The organism is Hylemonella sp. W303a (genome assembly GCF_046452315.1).
In the GTDB taxonomy this organism is placed as follows: Bacteria; Pseudomonadota; Gammaproteobacteria; order Burkholderiales; family Burkholderiaceae_C; genus Hylemonella.
The window spans coordinates 274,390-289,930 of sequence record NZ_JBKFDG010000007.1; the positions used below are offsets into that span (position 1 = coordinate 274,390).

The 15,541-nt window shown below is 65.5% G+C and carries 13 protein-coding genes; 3 read left to right on the forward strand and 10 right to left on the reverse strand.

Annotation, left to right across the window (positions count from 1 at the left end; all coding sequences use genetic code 11):
* Window positions 1–48: 48 nt before the first annotated feature.
* From rfaE1 to gyrA, 10 genes are all read right to left on the reverse strand, one after another.
* Window positions 49–981 (reverse strand): D-glycero-beta-D-manno-heptose-7-phosphate kinase, encoded by a 933-nt coding sequence (gene rfaE1, locus ACLBKS_RS14655; RefSeq protein ID WP_410193545.1) that lies wholly within the window; start codon window positions 979–981, stop codon window positions 49–51.
* A gap of 162 nt (window positions 982–1,143) precedes the next feature.
* Complete coding sequence (locus ACLBKS_RS14660; RefSeq protein WP_410193546.1) at window positions 1,144–2,415, reverse strand: lipopolysaccharide assembly protein LapB; 1,272 nt, start codon at window positions 2,413–2,415, stop codon at window positions 1,144–1,146.
* A 36-nt stretch (window positions 2,416–2,451) separates the two neighbouring features.
* Window positions 2,452–2,781, reverse strand: a complete 330-nt coding sequence (locus tag ACLBKS_RS14665) for a lipopolysaccharide assembly LapA domain-containing protein (protein ID WP_410193547.1) — start codon at window positions 2,779–2,781, stop codon at window positions 2,452–2,454.
* 69 nt (window positions 2,782–2,850) lie between these two features.
* Window positions 2,851–3,153: an integration host factor subunit beta gene (locus ACLBKS_RS14670; RefSeq protein WP_410193548.1), complete on the reverse strand. Its 303-nt coding sequence runs from the start codon at window positions 3,151–3,153 to the stop codon at window positions 2,851–2,853.
* Window positions 3,154–3,269: 116 nt separating this feature from the next.
* Window positions 3,270–4,949, reverse strand: a complete 1,680-nt coding sequence (gene rpsA / locus ACLBKS_RS14675; RefSeq protein WP_006297153.1) for a 30S ribosomal protein S1 — start codon at window positions 4,947–4,949, stop codon at window positions 3,270–3,272.
* 205 nt (window positions 4,950–5,154) lie between these two features.
* Entirely contained in the window at window positions 5,155–7,164 is a 2,010-nt protein-coding gene (locus ACLBKS_RS14680; protein WP_410193549.1) for a bifunctional 3-phosphoshikimate 1-carboxyvinyltransferase/cytidylate kinase, read from the reverse strand.
* A gap of 1 nt (window position 7,165) precedes the next feature.
* A complete protein-coding gene (locus ACLBKS_RS14685; protein ID WP_410193550.1) occupies window positions 7,166–8,128 on the reverse strand; it encodes a prephenate dehydrogenase in 963 nt (320 codons plus the stop codon).
* 8 nt (window positions 8,129–8,136) lie between these two features.
* Window positions 8,137–9,243 (reverse strand): prephenate dehydratase, encoded by a 1,107-nt coding sequence (gene pheA / locus ACLBKS_RS14690; RefSeq protein WP_410193551.1) that lies wholly within the window; start codon window positions 9,241–9,243, stop codon window positions 8,137–8,139.
* Window positions 9,244–9,261: 18 nt separating this feature from the next.
* The gene (gene serC / locus ACLBKS_RS14695; protein WP_410193552.1) at window positions 9,262–10,395 is read right to left on the reverse strand and encodes a 3-phosphoserine/phosphohydroxythreonine transaminase; all 1,134 of its coding nucleotides are present in this window, start codon (window positions 10,393–10,395) and stop codon (window positions 9,262–9,264) included.
* Window positions 10,392–13,064: a DNA gyrase subunit A gene (gene gyrA / locus ACLBKS_RS14700; RefSeq protein ID WP_410193553.1), complete on the reverse strand. Its 2,673-nt coding sequence runs from the start codon at window positions 13,062–13,064 to the stop codon at window positions 10,392–10,394. The genes serC and gyrA overlap by 4 nt, the downstream gene beginning before the upstream one ends.
* Window positions 13,065–13,386: 322 nt before the next feature.
* On the opposite strand from gyrA, the gene ACLBKS_RS14705 reads away from it, so the two are divergent.
* The 3 genes from ACLBKS_RS14705 (at window position 13,387) to gph (ending at window position 15,532) form a co-directional block, all read left to right on the forward strand.
* Complete coding sequence (locus ACLBKS_RS14705) at window positions 13,387–13,992, forward strand: OmpA family protein (protein ID WP_410193554.1); 606 nt, start codon at window positions 13,387–13,389, stop codon at window positions 13,990–13,992.
* Between the two features lie 119 nt (window positions 13,993–14,111).
* Window positions 14,112–14,849 carry a bifunctional 2-polyprenyl-6-hydroxyphenol methylase/3-demethylubiquinol 3-O-methyltransferase UbiG gene (ubiG, locus tag ACLBKS_RS14710; RefSeq protein ID WP_410193555.1) on the forward strand — a complete coding sequence of 246 codons (738 nt, stop codon included), beginning with the start codon at window positions 14,112–14,114 and terminating at the stop codon, window positions 14,847–14,849.
* Window positions 14,846–15,532: a phosphoglycolate phosphatase gene (gene gph, locus ACLBKS_RS14715; protein ID WP_410193556.1), complete on the forward strand. Its 687-nt coding sequence runs from the start codon at window positions 14,846–14,848 to the stop codon at window positions 15,530–15,532. The genes ubiG and gph overlap by 4 nt, the downstream gene beginning before the upstream one ends.
* Window positions 15,533–15,541: the final 9 nt, after the last annotated feature.

Consider the following 15,541-nt stretch of genomic DNA (forward strand, 5'->3'; position numbering starts at 1 on the left):
GGGCGAGGCGAGTTGGGCGCGACGCTCAGCGGTCTGAGCGGTGCCCATTCAGCCGCCAAACAATTCCTCATGGCTGACGGTGGCCGTGCCGAACTTACCCACGACGATGCCCGCGGCCTTGTTGACCCAGGGTAGGGCCTCGCGGGGTGACAGGCCCGCGCACATCAGAACTGCGAGGCTGGCGATCACCGTGTCGCCCGCACCCGTCACGTCGTACACCTCACGCGACTGCGCGGCCACGCAGGTCTCGCCCTCGGCGTCGTACAGCGTCATGCCGTCCTCGCTGCGGGTCAGTAGCAGGGCACTCAGCTGCAGATCCGCGCGCAAGGCCTGGGCCTTGGCGCGCAGCTCTTCTTCGTTTCGCCAAGCACCGACGACTTGCCGCAACTCTTCGCGGTTCGGGGTGATGACCGTGGCGCCTGCGTAGGCGGTGTAGTCCGTTCCTTTCGGGTCGATCAGCACCGGGCGATCCAGCGCGCGTGCCTGTTCGATCATTCTGGGCAAGGGTCCCAAGCCGCCCTTGCCATAGTCGGAGAGCAGCACGGCGTCGTGCGCGGGCAGCAGCTGCTCAAACCGGGACATCTGCGCCGCGAGAGCGGCGCTGGGCGGCGGGTTCTCGAAATCAAGGCGGATCAATTGCTGCTGACGGCCGATCACCCGCAGCTTGACCGTGGTCTGCAATCCCGGGTCTCTGACCAAGTGCGCTTGAACGCCACTGCGCGCGATCAATCTGTCCAATGAGTGACCGGCGTCGTCATCTCCGATCACGCTGAGCAGGGAGGCTCGCGCGCCCAGCGCCACCACGTTGGCCGCCGCGTTCGCGGCGCCGCCCACGCGCAACTCCTCGCGAGTGACTCGCACGACCGGCACAGGTGCCTCCGGACTGATGCGATCCACCGTGCCATGCCAGTAGCGGTCCAACATGGCGTCGCCCACCACCAACACGCGAGAACGCGCCAGATCGGTCGGGGTGATTTTCATGGCGAAGGAGGTGTGACGCGCTTCACAAAGGCTCACTGCGGGGCGGTTTGAACGACTGCTGTTGGCGCGGGGGGCGCCGAACTGACGGGCCGCTGCCACGGGTCGCGCTTCCCACGCACGATGCGCCGCGCAGGGCGGTCTCCATGCGCTCGCAGCGCCCGATCACAACTCTTCCACCCGGCGCGCGGGGTAGCTGTCCCAGGATTGGCAGCCTGGGCATTGCCAGAAATGCTGCTTGGCCTCGAAGCCGCAGGCGGCACAGCGGTAGCGCAGCAGGGGTTGTGTCGCGCGGTCCAATGCACGTTGAACCAGCGGGCGATGTTCCTCATGCGCCAGTTTCTCCCCGGCCAGCCATTTGCTGGCCGCCGCGAGGGAGGGCTCGTGCCGCAGATGGCGCAGGTACCAGCCCCGCAAGCTCTCGGGCAGTGACGCGTCCGCAGTGGCAGTGGCGTCAGGTACTGGTGCGTGCAATGCGATCAAGGCTTCCAGCAGGTCCAGCGAAGGCGCCTGGTCATACAAACCACGCAAGCGGGCTTGCACCGCGGCCTCCTGCCCACAAGCCAATGCGGCCTTGACCAGGGGCGCGGCGATCAAAGGCGCCGCGGCGGGGCTGGCATCCAAGGCGGCGATCAAGGTCTCGCAGGCCTGACGCGCAGCTTCACGGCGCACGGATTCGTCGTCCGAGGTTTGGCTCCGCTGCATGTGCAGTCGGGCGAGGTCGATGCGCGGTCGCGGGGCCGCAGGCGCGGTTTCGATGGCGCGCAAGAGCAGTTCCTGTGCGCCTTCGACGTTCCGGGATGCCAACCGCTCCGCCGCCTGCTCGCACAAATAGTGCGCGAGGCGGGGTGCGAAGCTGCCCGAAAGTTGCGTGCCAGCGCCAGGCCCGGCAGCCAAGTCCCGGGCGTTGTCGAGGGAGCGAGCGATCGCGGCCGCCTGGGCCCAGTCACGCGCTCGTTCGTGGTTGGCCAAGCGCGCGAGGCGTGCCTGGGTTTGAAAGGGCGTCCCTTCCAGCTTGAGCAGGGCGTTTTCCGCGTGGTCCAGCAGACCCGCTTTGAGGTAGTCCAGCGCCAAGGCGTGCTGGGCACGCTGGTGCTCGGTCTCACTCAAGTCCCCCCGCGACAGCAAGTGCTGGTGCACGCGCACCGCGCGTTCGTAGTCACCACGGCGGCGGAACAAATTGCCGAGCGCGAAATGCAATTCGGACGTGTCGGGGTCGTTCTGCACGGCCTCGATGAAGGCGTCGATCGCTTGGTCTTGCTGCTCGTTCAGCAGAAAGTTCAATCCCCGGAAATAGGCTCGCGGATTGCGGCGGTCTTCGAGTTTCAGTTGGCGCCAATCGAGGCGGGAGGCCAGCCAGCCCAAGGCGAACGCGACGGGCAGGGCCATCAGGCCAAAAGACAACCAGCTGGGTAGCCAGCTCAGTTCAGGAGTCATAGGTAGGGAGTGTCCGGCGGTCGGTGTGGGTGCGCTTCATCCGGCGGTGCGGTCGTGGGTGAAAGGTGTCGAGGGCATGAACTGCGTGCTCATGCCCAGCTTGCTTTCGCTGTCCGATTCGAGCTGACGACGTGCCTTGCGCGCCGCGTTTCGCTGGCTCAGCCAGCGTGGCAGCATCACCACGACGCCCAAGGCCCAGCCCAGCGCAAAGGTCACCAGCACGATGAACACCAGGGGCGCGGTCCATTGGTAGTCAAAGAATAAATTCAGCGTCACACGTGTCTGGTTGTTGAGCGCGAACACCAGCAAGGCGAAAAAAATGGCCGCTCTAAGCATCCACTTGAGCAGCCAAATCAGTTTGTTCATCGTGCGACCTCGGTTGTCCACCTTCGTCCCGTGCGGGTGGGAGGCCCGATTTTAAGCGCGGTGTCGCTCTCAGTCAGGATCGTCGCTCGGCGCGCTCTCGTCGACGGCCTCGCGCAGGGCCTTGCCCGGCTTGAAATGGGGGACACGCTTTTCCGGGATCGCGACGCTTTCGCCACTGCGTGGGTTGCGGCCCATGCGCGGCGGACGGCGGTTGATGGAAAAACTGCCGAAGCCGCGAATCTCGATGCGGCGCCCACGCACCAGCGCGTCATTCATCGCGTCCAGAATGGCCTTGACGGCCGATTCAGCGTCTCGGTGCGTGAGCTGCTCGAAACGGGCAGCCAGCGCTTCAACCAAATCGGAGCGGGTCATGACGTGACGTGCGCGTGGGGCGTTGCGAAAAACCCCGCCGCCTTTTCCCCGTCGAGGCGCAGGACCCGTGAGGGGCCTGCGCCGACGGGGGCGGCGGCAAGGTCAGTCCGACATCATCAGCCGTTGTTGCCGTCGAGCTTGGCCTTGAGTAGCGCGCCCAGGTTGGTCGTGCCAGCGTTGCCCGAATTTTGGTTCAGGTTGGCCATGGCGCCTTGCTCGTCGGCCAGGTCCTTGGCGCGGATCGACAGCTGGATGTTGCGCGTCTTGCGGTCCACGTTGGTGACGACCGCCGTGACTTCGTCGCCTTCCTTCAGCACGTTGCGCGCGTCTTCCACGCGGTCGCGGCTGATTTCGGAGGCGCGCAGGTAACCGATCACGTCTTCGCCCAGGTCGATCTCGGCGCCGCGGGCATCCACCGTCTTGACCTTGCCGGTCACGGTCGCGCCCTTGTCGTTGATCGAGGTGAAGGTGGCAAACGGGTCACCGTCCAGCTGTTTGATGCCCAGGCTGATGCGCTCGCGGTCCACGTCGATGGCCAGCACGATGGCTTCCACGTCCTGGCCCTTCTTGTAGTTGCGCACGGCGGCTTCGCCGGGCTCGTTCCAAGAGAGGTCGGACAGGTGCACCAGGCCGTCGATGCCAGCGGCCAGGCCCACGAACACGCCGAAGTCGGTGATGGACTTGACGGGACCCTTGACGCGGTCGCCGCGCTTGGTGTTCTGCGCGAACTCTTGCCAGGGGTTGGCCTTGCACTGCTTCATGCCCAGGGAGATGCGGCGCTTGTCTTCGTCGATCTCGAGCACCATGACTTCCACTTCGTCGCCCAGGGAGACGAGCTTGGACGGGGCCACGTTCTTGTTGGTCCAGTCCATTTCGGACACGTGCACCAGGCCTTCGATGCCCGGTTCCAGTTCCACGAACGCGCCGTAGTCGGCGATGTTCGTGACCTTGCCGAACAGGCGCGTGCTTTGCGGGTAGCGACGCGAGACGCCCAGCCACGGGTCGTCGCCCATCTGCTTCAGACCCAGGGAGACGCGGTTCTTCTCGGTGTCGAACTTGAGGATCTTGGCCGTGATTTCCTGGCCAGCCTGCACCACCTCGCTGGGGTGGCGCACGCGGCGCCAGGCCATGTCGGTGATGTGCAGCAGGCCGTCGATGCCGCCGAGGTCCACGAACGCACCGTATTCGGTGATGTTCTTGACCACGCCTTGCACGATGGCGCCTTCCTTCAGGTTCTGCATCAGCTTGGCGCGCTCTTCGCCCATGGAGGCTTCCACCACGGCGCGGCGGCTCAGCACCACGTTGTTGCGCTTGCGATCCAGTTTGATGACCTTGAATTCCAGGGTCTTGTTCTCGTACGGCGTGAGGTCCTTGGTCGGACGGGTGTCGACCAGGGAGCCGGGCAGGAAGGCGCGGATGCCGTTGACCAGCACGGTCAGGCCACCCTTGACCTTGCCGCTGGTGGTGCCGGTGACGAATTCGCCGGATTCCAGGGCCTTTTCCAGGCTCATCCAGGAAGCCAGGCGCTTGGCCTTGTCGCGCGACAGGATGGTGTCGCCATAGCCGTTTTCGATGGCGTCCACGGCCACCGACACGAAGTCACCCACTTGGACTTCGAGCTCGCCCTGGTCGTTCTTGAATTCCTCGACGGGAACGAAGGCTTCGGACTTGAGGCCCGCGTTCACCACGACGTGGTTGTGGTCGATGCGCACGACCTCGGCCGTGATGACCTCGCCCGCTTTCATTTCGGAGCGCTTGAGGGATTCTTCGAACAGGGCGGCAAAAGATTCAGACATTGAGTTTCCTTGTCCGTCTTGGCGTCCACGGCGCGCTTGCGGCGCGAGCCCGTGGCGTGACACCGGCACCATTGCCGATGGGGGCTAGCTTTCGACGGTGGTTGTGTGCGGACATTCCGCGGCAGGAGTGGATGAACCCGCCGATCAGTGCGCTGCTGCGCGAGAAGGACCGACGGGACCGGTCAACCGTTCAAGGTGCGTGACTTCAAGCAGCCTTGAACGGCTGTTTGTCCTGCCACCAGGCCAACACCTGATCCACCGAGGCTTCGATGGAAAGGCTGGAGTTGTCCAGGAGCAGGGCGTCTTCGGCGGGCTTCAAGGGCGCGACCGCGCGGTTCATGTCCCGTGCGTCACGCGCCTCAAGGTCAGCGCGAAGGACGTCGATTCTAGCCGGAATTCCCTTGGAAATCAATTGCTTATGCCGGCGTTCGGCGCGCTGCGCGGCGCTGGCCGTGAGGAAGACCTTGAGCGGCGCGGCCGGGAAGATGACGGTGCCCATGTCGCGGCCGTCGGCCACCAGGCCGGGCAGGCGGGCAAAGCTGTGCTGCAGGGCGACCAGGGCGACCCGCACGGCGGGCAAGGCCGAGACCTTGGAGGCGTTCATGCCACCTTCCTCGCTGCGGATGGCGTCGCTCACATCCCGGCCGTCCAGCAGCACGCGGTCGCCCTCGAAGCGCACGGGCAGGCGCCGCGCCAGTTCCGCGATGGCCGCCTCGTTCGTCGCATCGATGCTCAACCCGGCTTGCAGCGCGGCCAAGGCGGTCACGCGGTAGAGCGCCCCCGAATCGAGCAGGTGGTAACCCAGCCGCTCAGCCAGCCGCGCGGCCAGCGTGCCTTTGCCCGAGGCCGTGGGACCGTCCACGCAGAGCACCGGCACGGTGCTGGCCACCGGTGTGGTGACCGAGAACAAGGCCTCGAAGTAGTCCGGAAAGGTCTTCGCCACGCACTTCGGATCCAGAATGCGCACGGGCAGTTGCGCTGGATTAAAGGCCGCCAGGGAGAAGCACATGGCCACCCGGTGGTCATCGTAGGTGTGGATGCTGGCCGCTTTCCAGTCCCGCAGAGCGGGCGGTGTGACGCGGATGAAATCGGGGCCTTCTTCCACCGTGGCACCCAGCTTGCGCAATTCCGCCGCCATGGCCGCGATCCGGTCGGTTTCCTTGACGCGCCAGCTGGCGATGTTGCGCAGCGTGGTAGGCCCATCGGCAGGGTCGGTGAAGAGGGCCATCACCGCCAGGGTCATGGCCGCGTCGGGGATGTGGTTGCAATCCAGGTCTATCGCTTTCAAAGGACCATGACCGCGTGATACCTCGAGCCAATTCGGGCCGCTCCAGATCTGCGCGCCCATGAGGCGCGCGGCTTCGACGAAGCGGATGTCGCCCTGGATCGATTCCTCGCCCACGCCCTCGATGCGCACCGGCGTGGCGGTGTCGGCCGCCAGCGCGCCCAAGGCGATGAAATAGCTGGCCGAGGAGGCATCGGCTTCCACGTGCAGCGTGCCTGGGGAGCGATAACGGCTGCCGGCCGGGATGGTGAAACGTTGCCAGCCTTCACGCTGGACATCGATGCCGTAGCGGGACAGCAGCTTGAGGGTGATCTCGATGTAAGGCTTGGAGATCAGATCTCCGACCACGTCGATGGTGACGGCATGATGTTCACTCACAAGGGGCAGCGCCATCAGTAGCGCCGTGAGGAACTGGCTAGAGACGTCACCTCGCACTTGGATCGGGGCATCCAACTTGAGTCGTGGACGGCCCACGCGCAGCGGCGGGTAGCCCTCCTTGCCCAGGTAGTCGATCGTGCAGCCCAGCGGGCGCAGTGCGTCCACCAAGTCCCCGATGGGGCGCTCGTGCATGCGGGCCACGCCGGAAAGCTCAAAGTCCCCGCCCGCGATGGCCAGCACGGCGGTCAATGGACGCATGGCCGTGCCCGCGTTGCCCATGAAGAACTTCAGTGGTTCCCGCGGCAGGCGGCCCGCGATGCCATCGATGACCACGGTGCTGCCGTCGTGCGTCACGCCGCAGCCGAGCTGGCGCAAGGCGTCCAGCATCACGCGCGTGTCGTCGGAATCCAGCACGTCGTGCAGCGTGGTCCGCCCTTCGCACAGAGCCGACAGCAGCAGCACTCGGTTGGAGATGCTCTTGGAGCCAGGCAGGCGCACCGTGCCCTGGGCCTGGCTGAGCGGAGGAAGGTCAATGAAGGGCGTGGTGTACATCTCAGTGGGTCCCCTGCGGGCCGTTCATGCGTGCGCGCTCGGCGCTGGCCCGGGCGATGCGCGCCTCCAGGGCGCCGGCCTGTTGGTGTTCGATCAGGGTGTCGAAGGCCCGCAAGGCCTGTTGCAGCTGGCGAGACTGTGCGAGAACCTGTGTGCGATTGGCCAGCAAGATGTCGCGCCACACTTTTGGGTCGCTGGCCGCGATGCGAGTGCTGTCGCGAAAACCGCTGCCGGCCAGCTCCAGCCATTCGGGGCCCAGGGTCTGACCCGCCACGCTGTCCATCAGCGCGAACGCCAGCAAGTGCGGCAGGTGGCTGACGGCGGCGAAGGCCGCGTCGTGGGCCTCGGCGCTCATGTGCCGCACCTCGCAACCCAGGGCCCGCCAAAGCCTTGCTGCCTGGGCCAAGGGACCGGTCTGTGTCTCTTGCATGGGTGTGAGGATCACCTGCCGTCCGCGAAACAAGGCCGCGTCCGCATGGGCAACGCCCGCCTTCTCCTTGCCCGCGATCGGGTGGGCGGGCACGAAGTTGCCGATGCGCTCGCCCAGCGCCGGTCGTGCCGCCGCGATGACGTCGCCCTTGGTGGAGCCCGCGTCCATCAGCAGCGCGCGGGGCTGGATGTAGGGCGCGATGCCGCGCAGCACCTCTTCCGTGGCCGACACGGGCACCGCCAGGAAAATCAAATCCGCACCGGTCACGTCTTGGCCATTGGTGTCATCGCGCCAGGCGCCGACCGTGTGGGCGGCCGTGGGCGCGGCGCGGTCGATCACGCCCCGAGCCAGCGCTTCTTGCATGGAAGCGGCATGCGCGTCGTATCCCACCACATGACGCACCAAACCAGCTTGCTTGAGTGCCAGGGCGAAGCAGCCGCCGATCAGGCCGCAGCCGATCAGGCCGAGTTGCTCGAAATAGGGGGCGGTCTGCGCCGATGGGCGGGCGGCGTCTGGCCCAGCGTGAGGGTCCATGCCGGTGGTCATTCCGAAACCGGGTAGGCGCCGAGCACCTTGTAGAAAGCGCACAGGGCCTGCAATTCCTGCAAGGCCGCGGCCACATGCGGCTCCGAAGGGTGGCCCTGCAGGTCGATGTAGAAGTGGTACTCCCAGGCCGACACGGGGCTGCCGGAGCGCGCTGGGCGGGACTCAAAGCGGGTCATCGACACGCCATGCTTCTTCAGCGGCGTCAGCAGGTCATGCACCGCTCCTGGTCGGTTGGGCACGGACAGAACCAGGCTCACGCAGTCACGCCCACCCTGGGGGGCGCTGGGCGCGGGCATGGCCAAAGTCGAGGGCAGGCAGAGGACGGAGAAGCGGGTCCGGTTGCCGGCTTCGTCCTGGATGGCGGGCGCGACCACGTGCAGACCGAACTCACTGGCCGCTCGCTCACTGGCGATTCCGGCCCAGGCAGGATTCGTCGTGGCCAGGCGCGCGCCCTCGGCATTGCTGCTGGCGGCATGCCGTTCGGCGTTTGGCAGATGGCTGTTGAGCCATTGCTGGCATTGGGCCAGGGCCTGCGGGTGAGCGTAGACGGCGGTGACGCCCTCCAGCGAAGGCGAACTGCGCAGCAGGTTGTGCCGCACCAGCAGGCTGGTTTCGCCGACCACGTGGAGGGGCGAGTTCAACAGCAGGTCCAGGGAGCGCGACACCACACCCTCGGTGGAGTTTTCCATGGGGGCGACGCCATAGTCGGCGCGACCCGCGGCGGTGGCCTGAAAGACTTCGTCGATGCTGGCGCAGGGCACGCGCTCGATGCTGGCGCCGAAGAACTGCAGCGCGGCTTGTTCGCTGAAAGTGCCTGCAGGTCCCAGGTAGGCCACCCGCAGCCGGGCTTCCAACGCGCGGCAGGCCGACATCACTTCACGCCAGATGTGCGCGATGCCCTCGGGCTTGAGCGGGCCTGGGTTGGCTTGCTGCAGGCCAGCAATCACCTGGGCTTCGCGCTCGGGTCGGAAGACCGGCGAGCCGTCGATTTTCTTGACTTCTCCGACCTCATGCGCGAGCTCGGCACGGCGGTTCAGCAGGGCCAGGAGTTCCTTGTCCAGCGCATCGATGGAGGTGCGGAGTTCGGCGAGGGAGCGAGCCATGTCGTTGTCTGGGTGTCGTCAGGCTTGGGTTTTCTCGAAGTCACGCATGTAGTCCACCAGCGCCTGCACGCCTTCGATGGGCATGGCGTTGTAGATGGAGGCGCGCATGCCGCCCACCGACTTGTGGCCCTTGAGCTGCAGCAAGCCAGCGGACTTGGCGCCATCGAGGAAAGCGGTATTGCGAGTTTCGTCGCGCAGGAAGAAGGGCACGTTCATGCGGGAGCGGCTCTCCTTCGCGACCTTGTTCACATACAACTGGGAGCCGTCGATGAAGTCGTACAGCAGCCGCGCCTTGGCGATGTTGCGTGCCTCGATCGCCGCAATGCCACCTTGCTTCTTGAGCCACTGGAACACCAGGCCCGCGATGTAGATGGCGTAAGTTGGCGGCGTGTTGAACATGGAGTTGTTCTCGGCCACCGTCTGGTAGTTGAAGGCGCTGGGGCAGACAGACAAGGCGTGGCCCAGCAGGTCTTCGCGCACGATGACCAGGGTCAGGCCGGCGGGCCCCAGGTTTTTCTGCGCGCCGCCAAAGGCCAGGCCCACGCGAGACCAGTCCACCGGCCGCGAGGCCGCGTGCGAGGAAAAGTCGATCACCAGCGGGGCATCCGAACCCAGGGCCTTCAGGTCGGGCAGCTGGTGGTATTCCACGCCGTGGATGGTTTCGTTCGTGCAGATGTGGACGTAGCTGGCGTTGGCGTTGAGTTGCCAAGTCGCTGGTTCGGGGATTTGGGTGAAGCCCTCGGCCTCCCCCGTTCCAGCGATGCGAACGTCACCGTAGCGCCGGGCTTCCTTGGCCGACTTTTGGCTCCAGCTGCCGGTCACCACGTAGTCCATGACACCGCCACCCTGGCCCGCGGAAGGTTTGCGCCCCGCGAGGTTCAAGGGGACGATGGCGTTTTCCGCCAGCCCGCCGCCTTGCATGAAAAGGATGCGGAAGTTCGCGGGCACGGCCAGCAATTCGCGCAGGTCCGCCAGCGCCTGGTTGTGGATGCTGTCGAACTCCTTGCCGCGGTGGCTCATCTCCATGACGCTCATGCCGCTGCCGTGCCAATCCAGCATCTCGGCGGCCGCCTGGCTCAGCACCTCGGCGGGGATGGCCGCCGGACCCGCAGAAAAGTTGTAAGGGCGGGCGGGCAGGATGCGTGCGTTCATGCCTCGCCGCCTTCCTCGTTCCCGTTGCCGTTCGCGTCCACGTTGATTTCGCCGTTCGCGTCGTTTTCGACGATGCGCTGCAGGCCGCTCAGCTGGGTGCCGTCGTCGAGCGCGATCAGGGTCACGCCCTGGGTGGCGCGTCCCATTTCGCGGATTTCGCTCACGCGGGTGCGCACCAGCACGCCCTTGTCGGTGATCAGCATGATCTCGTCGTCCGCATGCACCAGCGTGGCCGCCACGACCTTGCCGTTGCGCTCGCTTTGCTGGATGGCGATCATGCCCTTGGTGCCGCGTCCATGGCGTGTGTATTCGGCGATCGGCGTGCGCTTGCCGTAACCGTTCTCGGTGGCGGTAAGCACGCTGGTGCGCGCCGCCTCGCCATTGGCGTCGTTCTGGGCTTCGCCCTGGGCTACCAGCATGGCGATGACGCTCTGACCCTCGTCCAACATCATGCCGCGCACGCCGCGCGCGTTGCGGCCCATGGGGCGCACGTCGTTCTCGTCGAAGCGCACGGCCTTGCCGCCGTCAGAGAACAGCATCACGTCATGTTGGCCGTCGGTCAGCGCTGCTCCGATCAGGAAGTCGCCCGCGTCCAAGTCGACGGCAATGATGCCGGCCTTGCGCGGGTTGTTGAATTCGTCCAGGGTCGTCTTCTTGACCGTGCCCATGCTCGTGGCCATGAACACATAGTGATCGGACGGGAAACTGCTGAATTCACCGGTCAGCGGCAGCACGACGGTGATCTTCTCGCCTTCGGCCAGCGGGAACATGTTGACGATGGGGCGGCCGCGCGAGGTGCGCGAACCCTCGGGCACTTCCCAGACCTTGAGCCAGTACAGGCGGCCGCGGTTGGAGAAGCACAGGATGTAGTCGTGCGTGTTGGCGATGAAGAGCTGGTCGATCCAGTCGTCTTCCTTGGTCTGGGTGGCCTGCTTGCCGCGCCCGCCGCGCTTTTGGGCGCGGTATTCGGACAGGGGCTGGCTCTTGATGTAGCCCGCATGCGAGAGCGTGACCACCTTGTCTTCCGGCGCGATCAGGTCCTCGGTGGCCAGGTCCTGTGCGTTGTGCTCGACCACGCTGCGGCGCGCGCCCAGCTTGGTCTGGCCGAACTCCTGCTTGATGGCCGTGAGTTCTTCGCCCACGATGGTGGCGACGCGCTCGGGCTTGGCCAGGATGTCGAGCAGGTTCTCGATCTCGGCCATGACGTCCTTGTACTCGGCGACGATCTTGTCCTGCTCCAGGCCGGTCAGGCGCTGCAGGCGCATCTGCAGGATTTCCTGGGCTTGCGTCTCGGACAGCTTGTACAGGCCGTCACCCTGCATGCCGAATTCGCGTTCCAAACCTTCGGGGCGGTAGTCGTCGGCGTTGACCACGCCCCCATCGGAACGGCTGCGGGTCAGCATTTCGCGCACCAGTTTGCTGTCCCAGGCGCGCGTCATCAGCTCAGCCTTGGCCACAGGGGGCGTGGGCGATTCGCGGATGATGCGGATGAATTCGTCGATGTTGGCCAGGGCCACGGCCAGGCCTTCGAGCACGTGACCGCGCTCGCGCGCCTTGCGCAGCTCGAACACGGTGCGGCGCGTCACCACTTCGCGGCGGTGGTCCAGGAAGACCTCGATCAAATCCTTCAGGTTGCACAACTTGGGCTGGCCACCCACCAGGGCCACCATGTTCATGCCGAAGGTGTCCTGCAGCTGCGTTTGCTTGTAGAGGTTGTTCAGCACCACCTCGGGCAACTCGCCACGCTTGAGTTCGATCACCACGCGCATGCCGGACTTGTCGCTTTCGTCCTGGATGTGGCTGATGCCTTCGATCTTCTTGTCGTGGACCAACTCGGCGATGCGCTCCAGCAAGGTCTTTTTGTTGACCTGGTAGGGCAGCTCGTCGACGATGATGGCTTGGCGCTGGCCTTTGTCGATGTCCTCGAAGTGGCACTTGGCGCGCATCACCACGCGGCCCCGGCCCGTGCGATAGCCGTCCTTGACGCCTTGCATGCCATAAATGATGCCGGCGGTGGGGAAGTCCGGGGCCGGGATGATCTCCATCAGCTCGTCGATGGAGGCGCCCGGGTTCTTCAGCACGTGCAGGCAGGCGTCCACCACCTCGTTGAGGTTGTGCGGCGGGATGTTGGTCGCCATGCCCACGGCGATACCGCCCGAACCGTTGACCAAGAGGTTCGGGACGCGGGTGGGCAGCACCAGGGGTTCTTTTTCCGAGCCGTCGTAGTTCGGCCCGAAGTCCACCGTTTCCTTGTCGATGTCGGCCAGCGTCTCGTGCGCGATCTTGGCCAGCCGGATTTCGGTGTAACGCATGGCGGCGGCGGGGTCGCCATCCACCGAGCCGAAGTTGCCCTGACCATCCACCAGCATGTGGCGCATTGAAAAATCCTGCGCCATGCGCACGATGGTGTCGTACACCGACTGGTCGCCGTGCGGGTGGTACTTGCCGATCACGTCGCCGACGATACGCGCCGATTTCTTGTAGGGGCGATTCCAGTCGTTGTTCAACTCGTGCATCGCGTACAGCACGCGTCGGTGCACCGGCTTGAAGCCGTCGCGCGCATCCGGCAGGGCCCGGCCGATGATGACGCTCATGGCGTAGTCGAGGTAGCTGCGGCGCATCTCCTCTTCCAGGCTGATGGGCAGGGTTTCCTTGGCGAATTCGGTCATGGGCTGGAACGAGGTGTTCTTGGGGATCCGAGGGGCCGCGCGACGGCTAAAGCAGGCTCCGCGTGCGCAGGCAATCCGCCATTTTAGTTCGACCCCGGTGCGTGGTCCGTACCCGCCGAACCCCGCGATGCGTGGGCCGAACTTTTCAGGCCTCGTGAAGTCGTTTCCGCTGATCCACAGACTTACACCACGCAACAGTTGGATTCACGGCCCAGCGGCGCTTTTTCATGAGGGCTCTGGCAGAATCGACCGCCTGCACACACCCTGACCTCGTGTCAGACGTCTTTTCCGTCAGGGGCCTAGCCCCCTCAAAGAGGATCCCATGAAAAACATCAGTGAGGCCCGCGCCCGCGCGCAATCCGCTTTCTCCCGCTTTTCCCAGGCGCTCTCAGTCATGACTGCGGCCATCGTGCTGGCTGGCTGTGCCGCCTCCGTCCAGACGCCGACGCCTCAGGCCGATGCCGCGCCTGCGACCACGGGCCAAGCTCCGGCTCCTGCCCCGACTCCGGCGCCCGCCGCAGCGGCACCCAAGCCCGAGACCAAGCCCCAACCCGATGTCGTGCTGACTTCTCCAGTGGGTGTCAAGCAGGTGGAGACGGTCACCGTGTTCTTTGACTTCGATAAATCGGAGCTCAAGGCCGAGGCGATCGCTTCCCTGGACGCGCTGGCCGCCAAAGCCAAGGGCCGGACCGTCGAGGCCACCATCGTTGTCGGCCACACTGACTCGATTGGCACGCCCGAGTACAACCTGAAGCTCTCCGTGCGCCGGGCCGAGGCTGTCAAGACGCATCTGACGGCCCAAGGCATCAACCCCGCCAGCGTCTTCACCGAAGGCAAGGGCTTGACCGCTCCCGCGCGCCCGAACGACACAGCCGAAGGCCGTGCCATGAACCGCCGCGCAGACGTCGAGCTGGTCATCGTCAAGTGAACCGGGCTTGCCTTCGCGCAGGCAGGTGATCCAGGGCTGTCCGAGACAGCCCTTTTTCTTGTCCGGTTCAGCCATGACTCCGCCGTGTCGCGCGGCCTGCCGCGCCATAATCCCGCCCCATGAGCGCAACCCGAGTCAATGCCGATCCCGCCGAACTGGCGAAGTTTTCCGAATTGGCCCACCGCTGGTGGGACCCGCAGAGCGAATTCCGTCCCCTGCATGAAATCAACCCCCTGCGGCTGAACTGGTTGTCCGGCTTGGTGGCTGAGGGCTCGGGCACGGGGCTCAGCGGCAAGGCCGTGTTGGACGTGGGCTGTGGCGGCGGCATCCTGGCCGATAGCATGGCGCGGGCTGGCGCACAGGTCACCGGCATTGATCTGTCCACCAAGGCGCTCAAGGTGGCGCAATTGCACGCATTGGAAGCCGGCACGCCCAATGTCAGCTACCGCGAAGTCAGCGCCGAAGCTCTGGCCGCCGAGGCGCCCGCCAGCTTCGATGTGGTGACCTGCATGGAAATGCTGGAGCATGTGCCCGATCCAGCCTCGGTCGTGCGCGCCTGTTCTACCCTGGTCAAACCGGGTGGCTGGGTGTTCTTTTCCACCATCAACCGCAATCCCAAGTCTTTTCTGTTCGCCATCGTCGGCGCGGAATATGTGCTGAACCTGTTGCCGCGCGGTACCCATGAATACGCCAAGTTCATCCGCCCCAGCGAACTGGCACGTGACGTGCGCGACGCCGGCCTGGAGTTGCGGGCCTCGCGCGGCATGGGCTACAACCCGCTGACGCGCCGTTACGCGCTCAACGACGACACCAGCGTCAACTACCTGCTCGCGACCCGCAAGGTGGTGGCTGCATGAAGGCTTTCGGCGCTGACGCCACGACGATCCAGGCCGTGCTGTTCGATCTGGATGGCACTTTGATCGACAGCGCGCCTGACCTGGGGCATGCCGCGAACCTCATGCGCGTGGCACGTGGCCTGCCGGAGTTGCCCTTGGCTTTGTACCGGCCCATGGCGGGCGCGGGCGCGCGCGGCATGATCGGCGTGGCCTTCGCGGATGGCGGCTACACGCCCGAACATCCCGACTTCCCGGCCCTGCGCGCCGAGTTCCTCGACCACTACGAGCGTTGCATGCGCGAGCGCACCGTGGTCTTCGAAGGCGTGCCTGATTTGCTCGCATCGCTGCAAGGGCGAGGTCTGGCCTGGGGCGTGGTGACCAACAAAATCGAGCGCTTCACGCTGCCTCTCACGGCGGGCATGCCGCTCTTCAACAGTGCGCGGGCCATCGTCAGCGGCGACACCACACCACACCCCAAGCCGCATCCTGCGCCCTTGCTGGAAGCCGCGCGCCGCCTGGGGCTGTTGCCTGCGCACTGCGTCTACGTGGGCGATGACGAGCGTGACATCGTGGCGGGCAAGGCGGCCGGCATGCGAACGGTGGCCGCCACCTACGGCTATCTGGGGGCGAAAGCAGACGCCACAGCGTGGGGCGCTGACGCCGCCATCGAACATCCGCAAGAACTTCTGGACCTGCTCGCTTGAAATCGTCTG

Coding starts and splice junctions, on each gene's coding strand:
- serC (WP_410193552.1), bottom strand. CDS start 10,395: ATGAACGCACGCATCCTGCCCGCCCGCCCTTACAACTTTTCTGCGGGT.
- rfaE1 (WP_410193545.1), bottom strand. CDS start 981: ATGAAAATCACCCCGACCGATCTGGCGCGTTCTCGCGTGTTGGTGGTG.
- ACLBKS_RS14670 (WP_410193548.1), bottom strand. CDS start 3,153: ATGACCCGCTCCGATTTGGTTGAAGCGCTGGCTGCCCGTTTCGAGCAG.
- ubiG (WP_410193555.1), top strand. CDS start 14,112: ATGAGCGCAACCCGAGTCAATGCCGATCCCGCCGAACTGGCGAAGTTT.
- ACLBKS_RS14685 (WP_410193550.1), bottom strand. CDS start 8,128: ATGGACCCTCACGCTGGGCCAGACGCCGCCCGCCCATCGGCGCAGACC.
- ACLBKS_RS14680 (WP_410193549.1), bottom strand. CDS start 7,164: ATGTACACCACGCCCTTCATTGACCTTCCTCCGCTCAGCCAGGCCCAG.
- ACLBKS_RS14665 (WP_410193547.1), bottom strand. CDS start 2,781: ATGAACAAACTGATTTGGCTGCTCAAGTGGATGCTTAGAGCGGCCATT.
- ACLBKS_RS14705 (WP_410193554.1), top strand. CDS start 13,387: ATGAAAAACATCAGTGAGGCCCGCGCCCGCGCGCAATCCGCTTTCTCC.
- gyrA (WP_410193553.1), bottom strand. CDS start 13,064: ATGACCGAATTCGCCAAGGAAACCCTGCCCATCAGCCTGGAAGAGGAG.
- ACLBKS_RS14660 (WP_410193546.1), bottom strand. CDS start 2,415: ATGACTCCTGAACTGAGCTGGCTACCCAGCTGGTTGTCTTTTGGCCTG.
- gph (WP_410193556.1), top strand. CDS start 14,846: ATGAAGGCTTTCGGCGCTGACGCCACGACGATCCAGGCCGTGCTGTTC.
- rpsA (WP_006297153.1), bottom strand. CDS start 4,949: ATGTCTGAATCTTTTGCCGCCCTGTTCGAAGAATCCCTCAAGCGCTCC.
- pheA (WP_410193551.1), bottom strand. CDS start 9,243: ATGGCTCGCTCCCTCGCCGAACTCCGCACCTCCATCGATGCGCTGGAC.